Source organism: Nonomuraea sp. NPDC050680, assembly GCF_040654555.1.
Taxonomy (GTDB): Bacteria; Actinomycetota; Actinomycetes; order Streptosporangiales; family Streptosporangiaceae; genus Nonomuraea.
The window spans coordinates 410,886-422,428 of the sequence record NZ_JBFAIF010000005.1 but is presented as its reverse complement, the minus strand read 5'-3'; the positions used below and the strand labels follow the sequence as shown (position 1 = coordinate 422,428).

General features: G+C 70.0%; 13 protein-coding genes. 3 read left to right on the top strand and 10 right to left on the bottom strand.

The window, feature by feature from the left end; genetic code table 11:
• Positions 1 to 65 precede the first annotated feature (65 nt).
• The 9 genes from AB0H88_RS21885 to mycP form a co-directional block, all read right to left on the bottom strand.
• Positions 66 to 986, bottom strand: a complete 921-nt coding sequence (locus AB0H88_RS21885; RefSeq protein ID WP_357647104.1) for a hypothetical protein — start codon at positions 984 to 986, stop codon at positions 66 to 68.
• A gap of 102 nt (positions 987 to 1,088) precedes the next feature.
• Positions 1,089 to 1,520, bottom strand: a complete 432-nt coding sequence (locus tag AB0H88_RS21880) for a hypothetical protein (RefSeq protein WP_357647102.1) — start codon at positions 1,518 to 1,520, stop codon at positions 1,089 to 1,091.
• Complete coding sequence (locus AB0H88_RS21875) at positions 1,520 to 2,251, bottom strand: hypothetical protein (protein ID WP_357647100.1); 732 nt, start codon at positions 2,249 to 2,251, stop codon at positions 1,520 to 1,522. The genes AB0H88_RS21880 and AB0H88_RS21875 overlap by 1 nt, the downstream gene beginning before the upstream one ends.
• A 58-nt stretch (positions 2,252 to 2,309) precedes the next feature.
• Positions 2,310 to 2,648 (bottom strand): hypothetical protein, encoded by a 339-nt coding sequence (locus AB0H88_RS21870; protein WP_357647098.1) that lies wholly within the window; start codon positions 2,646 to 2,648, stop codon positions 2,310 to 2,312.
• Between the two features lie 2 nt (positions 2,649 to 2,650).
• On the bottom strand, positions 2,651 to 3,991 hold the full coding sequence (locus tag AB0H88_RS21865) for a hypothetical protein (protein ID WP_357647097.1): 1,341 nt from the start codon (positions 3,989 to 3,991) through the stop codon (positions 2,651 to 2,653).
• A gap of 8 nt (positions 3,992 to 3,999) precedes the next feature.
• Complete coding sequence (locus AB0H88_RS21860; RefSeq protein WP_357647095.1) at positions 4,000 to 4,389, bottom strand: hypothetical protein; 390 nt, start codon at positions 4,387 to 4,389, stop codon at positions 4,000 to 4,002.
• A gap of 8 nt (positions 4,390 to 4,397) precedes the next feature.
• Positions 4,398 to 4,697: a WXG100 family type VII secretion target gene (locus AB0H88_RS21855; protein WP_357647093.1), complete on the bottom strand. Its 300-nt coding sequence runs from the start codon at positions 4,695 to 4,697 to the stop codon at positions 4,398 to 4,400.
• Positions 4,698 to 4,725: 28 nt separating this feature from the next.
• Positions 4,726 to 5,052 carry a WXG100 family type VII secretion target gene (locus AB0H88_RS21850; protein ID WP_357647091.1) on the bottom strand — a complete coding sequence of 109 codons (327 nt, stop codon included), beginning with the start codon at positions 5,050 to 5,052 and terminating at the stop codon, positions 4,726 to 4,728.
• 96 nt (positions 5,053 to 5,148) lie between these two features.
• The gene (gene mycP, locus AB0H88_RS21845; RefSeq protein ID WP_357647089.1) at positions 5,149 to 6,321 is read right to left on the bottom strand and encodes a type VII secretion-associated serine protease mycosin; all 1,173 of its coding nucleotides are present in this window, start codon (positions 6,319 to 6,321) and stop codon (positions 5,149 to 5,151) included.
• Between the two features lie 135 nt (positions 6,322 to 6,456).
• Between mycP and AB0H88_RS21840 the strand changes: the two genes are divergently transcribed.
• From AB0H88_RS21840 to AB0H88_RS21830, 3 genes are read left to right on the top strand one after another with little or no spacing between them, the layout of a single operon-like run.
• Positions 6,457 to 7,107: a hypothetical protein gene (locus AB0H88_RS21840; RefSeq protein ID WP_357647087.1), complete on the top strand. Its 651-nt coding sequence runs from the start codon at positions 6,457 to 6,459 to the stop codon at positions 7,105 to 7,107.
• Positions 7,104 to 8,315 carry a hypothetical protein gene (locus AB0H88_RS21835; RefSeq protein WP_357647085.1) on the top strand — a complete coding sequence of 404 codons (1,212 nt, stop codon included), beginning with the start codon at positions 7,104 to 7,106 and terminating at the stop codon, positions 8,313 to 8,315. The genes AB0H88_RS21840 and AB0H88_RS21835 overlap by 4 nt, the downstream gene beginning before the upstream one ends.
• Complete coding sequence (locus AB0H88_RS21830) at positions 8,312 to 10,075, top strand: protein kinase (RefSeq protein WP_357647084.1); 1,764 nt, start codon at positions 8,312 to 8,314, stop codon at positions 10,073 to 10,075. The genes AB0H88_RS21835 and AB0H88_RS21830 overlap by 4 nt, the downstream gene beginning before the upstream one ends.
• Here the strand turns inward: AB0H88_RS21830 and AB0H88_RS21825 are convergent, their stop codons facing one another.
• Positions 10,076 to 11,536 (bottom strand): hypothetical protein, encoded by a 1,461-nt coding sequence (locus AB0H88_RS21825; protein ID WP_357647082.1) that lies wholly within the window; start codon positions 11,534 to 11,536, stop codon positions 10,076 to 10,078. It abuts the gene before it with no gap.
• Positions 11,537 to 11,543 lie beyond the last annotated feature (7 nt).

Below are 11,543 nucleotides of genomic sequence, written 5' to 3'. Positions count from 1 at the left end.
AGGATCCGGTCAAGGTCATCGTAGGGAGCAGGTGGTCGAGCCGGCGCCGACCAGGTGGCCGGCATTCAGCCCACTTCGTCGAACAGCCCTTGGAGGGTCTGGGCGGTGGCCGCTCGGGCGAGCCAGGTCTCGAGTTGGGCAAGGTCCGTGCAGGTGACGATCCGGGTGCTCACCTCGTCGGGAACGTTGAAGCCACGGGCAGCCAGCACGAGCAGCACCGACCTACCAGCCTCTTCCGCCTTGCCCTCTGCCTTGCCCTCTGCCTTACCTTCGGCCTTACCTTCGGCCATGCCTTCTGCTTTGCCGCGGCCGAAGTGCTCGCGGGCGAAGGGGCTGTAGACCGGCCATTTGGTGGACGCGGACTTCATGATCTCCTCCATGAGGTGGCGGATCTCGGGCGCGGACATGTTGTAAGCGTATTCATAGTAATCCGGAGCGTGTTCGTCGGTCACGTCCGGCAGCGCGGCGGTGAACGCCTCGATGACCTTGCGGTCGCGTCCGTGGACCATGACCGACAGGGCCGCCAGGTCCAGGTGGGCGGCGGCCTCTTGGGGGTCGGTGATGGCCGGGATGCCGTCCGGCCCCAGCACCCAAGGCCGCAGGCGAAAACCGGTCAGCCCGGACTCGATCGGCTGCGCGTAGTGGGCGGCGACGTTGCGGTCGGGGCAGATGACCAGGACCGAGACGTCGCAGCCCAGCATGAGCCACAGAGCTGCGGCGTAGCGGGCGAGCTGCCGGGGATCCTTGGACTTGTCCTGCTGGATCTCCACGATGATGGCGTGGGCGGGCGTTTGCGGTGGGCCCAGCACGAGGACCAGGTCGGCCTCGATGTCGTCGGAAGGGCGGGTGTTGAAGGTGCTCGCCTCCCGCCGGATCAGCGGGGTGGCGGGCAGGTCCGCACCCAGGAAGTCGCGCAGGATCTCCACCGCCAGTTCAGGGCGGTCGGCGAACAGCTTGATGAGGGTGTCATGTCGGGGGGACGGCATGGCACCCATTGTTACATCGCAAGCACGTAAAGTGACGATCATTCGCCTACCTCCGTGGCGACTGCCCGGACATCAAGGCACCACAACGTGTCGGCCGTCCTCTTAGGAACCGTCCACGCGTCGGTGGATGCGGGCGAGTTCGGCCATCGCGTTCTCCATGGCCCTGTCATAGGTGTCCTGCGCGTTCTGCAGGCGCAGCGCGGCCGGGTTGCCCTCTTCGGTGAGGTCCGGCGGGGCCGCGCCCCACCGCTCGGCCATGAGCGCGTTCGACTTCTGCTGCAGGTCGGCCAGTGACGCGCCGATCAGCTCCAGGATCGTGGTGGCGAGCTTGTCCGAGCCCCAGCGCAGCGCGCGCGGGTTGATGTCCAGCGCGGTGACACCCTGGGTGGAGCACTCCACCGTCACCAGCTTCTCCGCGTCCTGGGCGAACCCCTGCACGGCCAGGACCTGCTCGTACAGCCCCGCGAACCCGTCCAGGGGGCGCTGGGTGTCGGCGATCATGCGGTCGATGGCCGCTTCGTCGAAAGCCGGCATCACACTTCCTTCGGGTTCGGCAGGTTGCGCTGCGTCGGATTCGGCTGGTTGCCCCGAGGGAGGGACGCCTCGGTGAGGTCGTCGGCCGCTGCCGAATTGGCGACCATCCCGCCGCCTATCGCCGTCGCGCCGCCGAAGAGCAGCTTCGTGGTGGGCGACACCTCGGCGAACCGGCCGGCGATCTTTCCGGCCAGGCTCTCCGATCCCCTAAGGAACGTCTGCAGCTTGATGGCGCCTTGCCCTGCCTGCTGGTCGGCCCGGCGGCCGAATATCGTCGCCGCCACCTCCGCGGCGGGCCGGACATAAGGGTTGATCCGCCCGAGCTGGTAGATCGTCCCCGCCAGGAGGATGGCGGCGCCCACGTCGAACATCAGGTTCCCAGCGAAGTCGAGAGCGTCGGCCGAGGTGCGCATGGAGTCCGCCGTGGCCTGCGGCAGGTCCGCCTTGTCGGCGACCTCGTCGCTGTGCGTGTCGACCGTCTGCTGGAACAGCTCGGCGCTTGTCGCCATCCAGTGCACATCCTTGACGGAGTCTTGGACCAGCCCGGGGTGCTCGCGTAGCCCTGCCGACAGTTCCTCCCATTGGTGCGCGGCCCGCCGCAGCTCCGGGGCGTCGGCGACCGTGAGAGTAATGATCATCGCCGCGTATTTCGCGCGGCCGCCGCCCAGGAGCGCCGAACCTAGCTGGGCCATGCCCGCGCCCGCGATCACGGAGTCCGGTTGTGTCGGCATGTGTCCTCACTCTCAGACTTGCTCTCGGACGACCAGACTTGCTCTCAAATGACGGCTCTCAGACGGCTGTGATGCCGGCAGCCGCCCCGGTGGCCGCGCCGTCGCCCTGGACGGCGGTGTTGGCCGTGTCGAACGCCTTCGACTCCATCTCGGCCAGCTCGTGTCTGGTCGCCGACACGTACTGGTGGGCAGCCAGCTTGACTTGGTCGAGCGCGTCCGCCAGCGACGAGCCGAAGAAGCCGAACAGGCCGTACGCGCCGGAGTGCACGTTGAGCCCCGCGACGACGCGGGTCATGTCGTTGAGGCGCTGCATGGGCTTGCCGGCGATGTTGCGGCCGACCTCACGGACGGAGTCGGCGTTCATCTCCATGCGTTTGAGGTCGCTGTCGGATGTCATGGTCAGTCCACCACCGGTTGGCCGGGATCGTACGCGGGACGGAACAGGCCCGGCTCATCAGGGGGCGGCGGGGCCGTCCGGTGCGCGACCGGCGCACCCTCGTACCCGGCCGGGCCGCCGCCCATCGGCATGAACGGCATGCCACCGGTACCGGCGGCCGCCCCTGTGGGGCCGCCGGACGATGTGGGATTCGTGGCGGGCCATGTCCCGTCCACGACCGGCACGACGCCGGGCCGTACGGACGGGCCGGTCTCGCGGGGGAGGCCACCGAGCGGGCTGCGGGCCTGGTCGGCGATGGGGCTCTCGTCAAGGACGTCAAGGGCGGAGCGCATGGGGCCGGACCGGTACGGGTCATCGGTCCGCGCGCCGTCGGTCCGCGCGTCGTCTGTTCGCGGGTCACCGGTCCGCATGGGGTCGGTCCGCATGGGGTCGGTCCGCGCGGCGTCGGGTCGGGTGCCGGTCAGGGAGCGTGTCGGCTCGCCCGTCGTGGGATGAGTCCCGGTCGGCGTGGGGCCGGTCGTCGGCGGGTACCCGGTGAGCTGGGCCACGGAGGGGGTTCCGCCCGTTGACGTGATCAGCCCGGGGACCTGGCCCGGCGTCGTCCCGAGGGTCGGGGGAGTGGCGGGTCCAGGGACCGCCGCCGCGAGTGGCGCTCCCGAAGCTGTCGCCGGTACGGATGCCGGGGTTGCGGGCGGCGCCGCTGGATCCACACTGGCCAGCCGGGCGACCGGGCGCGTGGACTCCAGGTCGATCCCGCCACCGGTCGGCGTGCTGTCGCGCACGACCGGTGCCGGCAGGTACGGCGCGCTGGAAGCCAGGTCGGCGTCCCATTGCAGGCGCGCGGGAAGGGTCCCGTGCGCGTCCGCCAGGCGGCCGTTCAGATCGGCGAGGAAACGCCGGGCGTCGGCGTCGGGGTCGTTGCTCAGCTCCCGGGAGATGTACGAGCCGGTGTCCACCGTGGCGTACTGCTCCCGGGTGGCCTGCTCGAACTGCTCCTTCGCCGTGGCCAGCGCACGACTGGCCTGCTGGACGGATGACGGGATGTCGCCGATCTGGCTCCGCAGCGTGCCGAGATACGACTGCACCCGCGCCATCCGCCCGAGCATGGCCCGCGCCGACTCGCCGCCCCAGTTTCCATCGGCGACGAGACGTGAGGCGTAGTGGGACAACTCCTTGATCGTCTGGTCGAGGAGCGTGCCCGCCGACTGGTAGGCGTCCGCGACCCCGCCGAACTCCTCCGGCCGGGTGCTCATGATCAACCGTCGGATCGAGTCGCGCCCGCCGTAGCTCTCGGGCGCGCCCGCCGGCAGCGCGCCCTCCTTGATCGGCTTCGGTTCTCCCACGCGGCCCTCTATCCGGCAGATCCGGCAGGTCCGGAAGACCCGGTTCGGCGAGCGGTTTCGCCGGCCCGCTGGTCGGCGTCCCTGACGGTGTTCGCGGTGGCGACGAGGTCCTCGACGACCCTGCTGACCAACTCGGTCACGAACCCCATCGTGTCCACCGTGGCAATGCGCGCCCGTTGCATGGTCTCGGCGTACCCCCGTGCCACATCCCAGTCGCCGACGGCCGTGAACGACAGGTCGGGCACCCGGTGCCCGGCCGACTCGAGCCGGGGCAGCAGATCCCTCGACATCGCTCCCGCGACGTCCAGCAGCGCGTCCGGCCGGCACATCGCCTGGTCACCGGCCGCCGCCGGGTCGATGACCAGCTCGGCGGGTATCCCGTTGTCGCCTTCAGCCATCGTTCGGCTCAGGTGCCCCAGCGCCGGACGTTGGCCTGCTCGGCGTCGCGCATGATCTCGGTCGCGTCGTGCAGGGCCGGGCCGAAGCGCTGCATGGTGTCACCCATCGTCACCACGGCCTCGTTCCACTGGCGCTTGGCCTCCAGGTAGACGCCCTTCGCGGAGCCGTCCCAGGTTTCCAGGATCTTCAGGTCGTTCTCGAGGTCGGTCAGCTCGCCGACGAGGTTGGCGTACGCCCGGCCGAGCTCGGCCGCGATCTCTTCCATCTCGTCGAAATCGGCGAGGATGATGTCTCCGCCACCGGTCATTGAGATCCTTCCCTGACGTCGATCCCGCTCATTTGACGGCACCGCCGTTGAGCGCGGCCATGAGGTTCTTCGTGACGGCCTGGGTGGAGGTGCTGGCCTCCTCGTACTCGATCCCCGAGCCCTTGAGGTTCTCGGCGATCTGGTGGAGGGCGTCGATGACCTTTTTGAACTGCGGGTTCCACTCGTTGAGAACCTGCGTGTAGACGGTCGCCGACTCGCCCTTCCAGGAGCCGCCGAGCTGCTCGGGGATCTGGAGCAGTCTGTTGTGGATCTGCGTGATGTGCTCGTGCGCGGTCAGCGCGCGAGCGGCCGCGTCGTGCTGACTGCCCTGCTGATAAGTGGTCGGCTGCGCCACGGTTCACCTCCCGGTATCGAACATGGGACAACGCGAGCACCATAAGCCGGTGCGCCGGAGGGCCGACCTGACTTCAACATTCCTGGAAATGTTGGATCACCCGGCGCGCCAGCCCCGGCGCCTGGCCCTGGGGAGCATGATCGCCGCGAACACCACCAGCCCGGTCACCGCGACCGTGCCTCCCGCGATGCCCACGGCCAGCCCGCGCGTGCGCGGGTCGGGGGCGGTGGCCTTGGCCACGACGACCGGCGCCCCGCCGCCCGCCTTCTCCACCGCGTCGGGCAGTACGGCGGTGACCGCGAGCAGCGGGTTGACCAGGCCCGCGCCGGTCCCGGTGGCGCCGCCGCCCTCGGCCGTCAGTTCCACTCTGCGCTTGACCTGCCACAGGTCGAGCTCCGGATGTCTGGCCCTGACCAGCGCCACGACCCCCGACACGTACGGCGCGGCGAAACTGGTGCCGTCCAGGTCCGTACGGTAGCCGCCGCCCGTCCACGTGCTGGTGATCCCGGAGCCGGGGGCGGTGACGGAGACCCTGGTGGTGCCGTTGGAGAACGCCGACTTCGTGCCGTCGGGTGAGGCCGCGCCCACCGCGATCACACCGGGGTAGTCGGCCGGGAAGGAGGGCGTCACCTCGCCGTCCTCACGCTTCACGTTGCCTGCCGCCGCGACGATCACCGCGTCCCTGCTCTGCGCGTAGGCGACGGCCGACTTGAGCTCCGGCTGGTCGTGCGCCTCCACCGACACGTTGATGACCTTCGCGCCGAGCTCGGCGGCCCGCCTGATGCCCCGGGCCAGCAGTGACACCTCGCCGTCCGGCGTCTCGGTCTGCTTGATCGACAGGATCCGCGCGCCCGGCGCGACACCGAGGAACGGTACGCCGCGCGAGGTGAGGTCGCGGCCGGCGATGATCCCCGCCACGGCCGTACCGTGGCCCACGCAGTCGCGCTGGTCCGTGCCCGTCAGGTCCTCGGAGGTCGTGATCGCCCCGGCGAGCTGCGGATGCCGCGCGTCCACGCCGCTGTCGACCACGGCGACGGTGACGCCTTCGCCCCGGGTCAGCCGCCACACCCGCTGGAAGCGCAGCCGCTCCTGCGGCCAGGGCTTGCCGCTGACGTCCTGGACCCCGGCCTCCGGATTGCAGGGGGGAGCGGCCTCCGCCCACGCGGCGGTGAGGGGAGCGACGGCGGTGGCATCCGCTCTCGCGGCGGTGAAGGGCGTGACGGCGAGCACCAGGGCGAGGGCGGCCGTGCCGCTCCAGGACATGGGCATGGGATGGGATTTTGCACCATTTATCGGTGCTTGCAGGGGAAGCTGGCTTCCGTTCCAAATATTTTGAAGTGACGCCGTGATGCGGCCCGCGCGGGATACAGAGGACATGCAGACCGACGTGCGGGGGAGAGATTCATGCCGAAACCTGATGAAGGCGGCACCACGGACGGGCGCCCCATGCCCGGTGTCGGCACCCCGAGTGACGAGCGCGAACCGCAGAACAACGGTGAAGCCGGCTACGCGAACTCCACGGAGGACTACTACGCCGACTACCTCGCCAGGCCCAAGACGGACCCGAACGTCCACGACGAGAACATCGAGTGGCACCGCATCGGCGACTACCCGTCCGAGGCGCCTCCCGGCGCGCCGTCGGCTGAAGAGCGTGACGCCCTGCTCGCCCCGAACCGCGTGGATCCGGGCACGGTGAAGAAGGAGATGTTCATCAAGATCGCCGACTTCGTGGACCCGGAGACCGGCAAACCGCGTCCCGACTCACCCGTGGAGAAGCTCCGCGCCGACCTGGACCGGCTCCGGGGAATGGGTGACCTGCCGAGCCTGGAGGCCCTCGTCACCCGCGCCACGCTGACCGATCGCCACCTGGGCACCTGGCAGGCGGCCGCGGATCTGCGGGCCACCACCGACAAGGCGCAGCACAACATGCAGCTCGCCGTCACCCAGCTCTGCTCGGTCTACGAGGCCATCGTGGAGACGCTCGACCAGACCGTGAAGACGGCCATGGACGCCGACAGCACCGTGGCGGACGGCCTGCGCAAGGCCGCGACATGAGCGGCTACACCCTTTACCAGCTCAGAGAGGCCAACCGCCCGCTGGTCGACGACATCGCCGCGGTCGGGGGCGGCGACAGCGATTCCAGCGAGGGCATCGTCGACCTGATCCTCAACCACACCGACCCTGGCAGGGTCGTGGAGGCCGGCAACAGCTATGTGACCATCGCCGACTCGGTCGCGACATCGATCAAGAACCTGCACGACGAGGCCCAGCGCCTCGCCGGATCCATGGGCGGGGCGACCCTGGAGGGCGTCTTCAAGAAGATCGACGAGCTCCAGAAGGACATGGCCGCGGTGAACTACGGTGCTCAGACCGTCGGGCGCCCGCTCGTCTGGTACGGCCAGCAGGTGCTGCCGTTCTTCCGCGACAACGTCCCCCAAGTCGGCGACGTTGGCCTGGATGACGACATAGGCGACACCTTCGGCACTGATGGCAACGCCCACGCCCTGGCCCGCCATCATCTGAAGCAGCTCAACAGGTTCATGGGAGAGGTCTACGACCACATCTCCCCTGAGATGGAGCAGCGCGCGGCCCCTCCTCAGGGCGGTGGCGTCAACCCCGGCCCGATGCCGAGACTCGGCGGTACGGGCAACGGCCGGCTGGGTGGCGGCGTCCCGGATCCGTACACGGGCCTCGGCAGCCCGTACTCCAGCCTGTCCGGCCTGACCGACCCCACGTCGTCCGGTATCGGCGACCCGTCCGGCCTGACCGACCCGAACCAGCGCCCGACCGATGCCGGTACGAACCTCCCGGACCCCAACAGCGCTCAGACTCCGGGCGTTCCAGGACTCGACCAGACCGGCGTGAAGACCCCTGACCTTCAGACCCCACAGACCCCGGACCTGAAGAATCCCGGCGACCTCAAAACCCCCGGCCTGCCCGACACCAGGGCGAACCTGGCCGGCTTCCCGGACACCATGTCGCCCGACCTGGCCCACAGGGTGAACACGGGCGTGCCCTCCACCGGCCCGCTGAGCCCCTCGGGGACCGGCACCGCCACGACGGCCGCACAGGGCGCGGGCGGCCTGACGGCGGGTGGGGCCGCGCGGGGCGGGGCCGGTGGGATGCCGATGGGCATGTACCCGCCTGGCATGGGAGGTGGCGGCCAAGACCAGGAACAGGACCGCGAACGGACCCGGTTCCCGATGGTCGAGGACGAGGCGTTCGAGACCGATGACCTGGGCGGTCCCGCAGTGATCGCATGACGGTGACGGAGAAGGTCCGTGGTTACCGGCTCCAGGAGCGGGCCGGGCAGGACGGGCCGTGGAGCGCGTACCTCGCGACGGCCGACCGCGACGGCGCCTCGGTGCTGCTGCGGTCCCTGGCCTGCCGCCGCGTGGACAAGCGCCGGCTCAAGCCGCTGCTGCGCGGCTTCCGCTTCCCCGATAGCCTCGCTGCCCATCCGAACGTGATCCCGGTACTCGACATCGGCACCACCGCCGACGGCCGCCCGTACCTGGTGACCGAGCTGCACGGGGGCTACACGCTGGCCGAGCGACCCGGCCGGACCCTGCCGGCGCCGCCGGGCGAGGCGCTGCGCGTCGCGCGCGCGGTGGCCGCCGCGCTCGCGGCCACCCACGCGGCGGGCGGGGTGCACGGCGACGTACGGCCGGAGAACGTGGTCCTGCCCGAGAACGGCGAGCCCAGACTGACCGGGTTCGGCATGAGCGGGCTGATGTCACTGGCCGAGCTGCCCGACGGGACGTCCGTATCCGTCCACACCCCGCCTGAGCTGCTCGAAGGCCGCTCGGCCAGTCCGGCGTCGGACGTGTACTCGCTCGGGTCGATGCTGTACGAACTGCTCGCCGGGCGGCCCGCGTTCGCCCTGGACGGCCCGGACACCTCGGCCCGGTTCGTCTTCGGCGTACTGAGCGAGGAGCCGCTGCCCCTGGCGTCCCCCGGCCTGCCGCCCGACCTCGTGGACGCCGTCCACCAGGCGATGGCCAAGTCCCCAGACTCCCGCCCCACGGCCGCCGATCTCGCCACCCGCTTCGCCCACGCCGCCCTGGACCAGTTGGCCCCACCCAACGACCACCAAGCGGCCCCATCCACCTACAAACTGGTCGTCCCGAGTTCCCGCCTGACGCCCTCGCAGACCGGGCCTGGAGACTCGCCACCAGCGCTGGCGGTGCCGTCGTCGGCGGTGGCCGCTGAGACGTCGATACCGCGCGCTCTCGTCTGGACCGTCGACCCCGACCGCTCGGCTTCACTTCCCCGACCGCCTCGCCCGCTCTATCCGTCCTCCCACCAGCCGGGTACGGCGCAGCCGCAGGCACCGGCGGAGCCGAGGCGCAGGAGCAGGAAGGTCCCTCTGTTCATCGCCGGCACCTCCGGCCTGGCCGTACTGATCGGCGCGGCCAGCGTCGCCGCCGCCATGAACGGCCGCCCGTCGACCCCACCGCGGATCACCCTGGAGCCCCAGTCCGCCACGACCGGAGGCACGGACGCCGGGACCGGAGGCACCGACCCCACAACGGGCAACGCGCACTCCACGACGACCGCCAAGCCATCCGACTCGACCGCCGCGACATCGCCACCCAGCGCCCTGCCGTCCGTCCTGCCTTCCACCGGGCCGTCCATCGCCCGCCCCGCCAAGACCCGGGACGCGGCGGCGATGAGCGCGCAGCGACCCAAGGACCTCAGGCTGGTGACCGATAACGGCACAACCGTGACGCTGTCCTGGAAGCAGCAGCGCAAGAGCGACTTCCCCATGGTGCTCCAGCAGTCGCCCGGTGATCGCGTGCTGTCGATGGGGAGCGGCAGCAGCACGTTCACGGTCGGCGCCCTGGACGCGGCCACGGGCTACTGCTTCAAGGTCGGCACGGTGGTCAGACTCGGCCAGCCGTCGTCCGTCGCCTGGTCACCGTCCCTGTGCATCCGCGGCGCGGTGGAAACCGACCCAGGCGGCCGGGACGAACAGGTCCAACCCCCCATCGTCCTCCCCTTGGCCACCCCACCCACCTGATCACGGAGTAGCGGTCGGCTCACCGCCGGCTTGCTCACGCGCGAGGAGTCCGCCCAGGGCGGCGGCGAGGACGGGCAGTCCGACGGCCACCGCCGCGATCACCGGCCACGGGGTCTCCCAGGGCACCCGTGGCGGCGACTCCCATGAGTTCGACGCCGTCAAAGGCCATAGCAGCAACATCCCGATGGGGCACCCGGCGACCGCGCCCAACACCGTTCCGCACAGCGTGCTCAGCCCCGCACGGCAAGCGGCGAACCACCGGAAAGTCGCGGCCGATCCGTCGCCGGCCCGCCTCAGCACCCGACTCGCTCGCGAACTCGTATCTTTACCGTCCCCGGCGGCCCATACACCGCAGAGGGCGATGAGGAGCGTCGCCGCGGCGACGACCAGCCAGGTGGTCTCAGCCTGGAACCCCCGCTCGACATAGGTTTCCGCGACGTCGCCCAGCCGGCTGTCGAGCCGCGCCTGTTCGCCCGCCGAGATGCGATGGAGGGAGGGATCGACGATCAGCTCGCCCGGCTCCAGTTGATATCCGAGATCCCGGACGACCTTCGCCGGGACGAAGATCGTCTGCATGTTCGGGTCGACGGTTCTGGCGGCGATCGCCGGGATGGTCTTGGTCGCCAGCGGGCCGTTGTTCCCGGTCACGTCGTAGCCGATCTCGACCGAGTCGACCTTCACGTCGGCGTTCATGACCACCACGGCCTTGCCCTCGTCGTAGGGCGTCGACTGGTCGCCCGTGATGTACCGCAGCAGTGCCTCGTCGCCGATGACTTCGTGCGGGTAGACGGACTCTTCCAGCAGGCCGACGTTCTCGGCATACGTGTTGAAGTGTCGGTATTCACGCGGACTCTCACTCTGGGCGATGGGAACCCCGGGTAACTCCCGCTGGATCGCCGCACGTACGGCATCGGCCTGCTCCGCCGAGAAATACCTCACCACGAGGGTGCCGGGCCGGGCGCTGGGGGAGTAGGCGGCCCTGTCCTGCGCCGTCATGCCGACCGCGACGATCGTCAGCGCGATGCCGAAGCTCGTCGCCATCATCGTCACGGTGATCGCGGGAGCCGTGGTCGGGCGACGACCGGCCAGGTCGCGGGCCGCCAGGCGAACGGGCAGCGGCAGCCGTTCCGCGTACCGACCGAGGATTTCCAGCAGCCACGAGGCGAACGGGCCGAAACCGAAGAGCAGCAGACCTCCGCCTATGAGGGTCACCAGCATGATCCCGATCGAGTAGATGGCGCCGTAGCGCGTATCTGCACGCGCCGACCACGCACCGAATGCCATCATCCCGACGCCGATGAACGACAGGAACAATCCCCCGACCACATGTCGCCGGCGTATGCGTACGTGGCGATTCCATGGGGCGGACTGCCCCGCGATCGCCACAGACGCGCAGGCGAACACCGCGGGAATGGCCATGGCCAGGCCGATTCTCAGGAGTATCGAAAGGTCGAAGATCATGGCCGAA

What these genes read in the sequence shown, in the direction of transcription:
- AB0H88_RS21840 (WP_357647087.1), top strand. Translation starts at nt 6,457, where the DNA reads ATGCCGAAACCTGATGAAGGCGGCACCACGGACGGGCGCCCCATGCCC.
- AB0H88_RS21880 (WP_357647102.1), bottom strand. Translation starts at nt 1,520, where the DNA reads ATGCCGGCTTTCGACGAAGCGGCCATCGACCGCATGATCGCCGACACC.
- AB0H88_RS21875 (WP_357647100.1), bottom strand. Translation starts at nt 2,251, where the DNA reads ATGCCGACACAACCGGACTCCGTGATCGCGGGCGCGGGCATGGCCCAG.
- AB0H88_RS21835 (WP_357647085.1), top strand. Translation starts at nt 7,104, where the DNA reads ATGAGCGGCTACACCCTTTACCAGCTCAGAGAGGCCAACCGCCCGCTG.
- mycP (WP_357647089.1), bottom strand. Translation starts at nt 6,321, where the DNA reads ATGCCCATGTCCTGGAGCGGCACGGCCGCCCTCGCCCTGGTGCTCGCC.
- AB0H88_RS21855 (WP_357647093.1), bottom strand. Translation starts at nt 4,697, where the DNA reads ATGACCGGTGGCGGAGACATCATCCTCGCCGATTTCGACGAGATGGAA.
- AB0H88_RS21870 (WP_357647098.1), bottom strand. Translation starts at nt 2,648, where the DNA reads ATGACATCCGACAGCGACCTCAAACGCATGGAGATGAACGCCGACTCC.
- AB0H88_RS21885 (WP_357647104.1), bottom strand. Translation starts at nt 986, where the DNA reads ATGCCGTCCCCCCGACATGACACCCTCATCAAGCTGTTCGCCGACCGC.
- AB0H88_RS21825 (WP_357647082.1), bottom strand. Translation starts at nt 11,536, where the DNA reads ATGATCTTCGACCTTTCGATACTCCTGAGAATCGGCCTGGCCATGGCC.
- AB0H88_RS21830 (WP_357647084.1), top strand. Translation starts at nt 8,312, where the DNA reads ATGACGGTGACGGAGAAGGTCCGTGGTTACCGGCTCCAGGAGCGGGCC.
- AB0H88_RS21860 (WP_357647095.1), bottom strand. Translation starts at nt 4,389, where the DNA reads ATGGCTGAAGGCGACAACGGGATACCCGCCGAGCTGGTCATCGACCCG.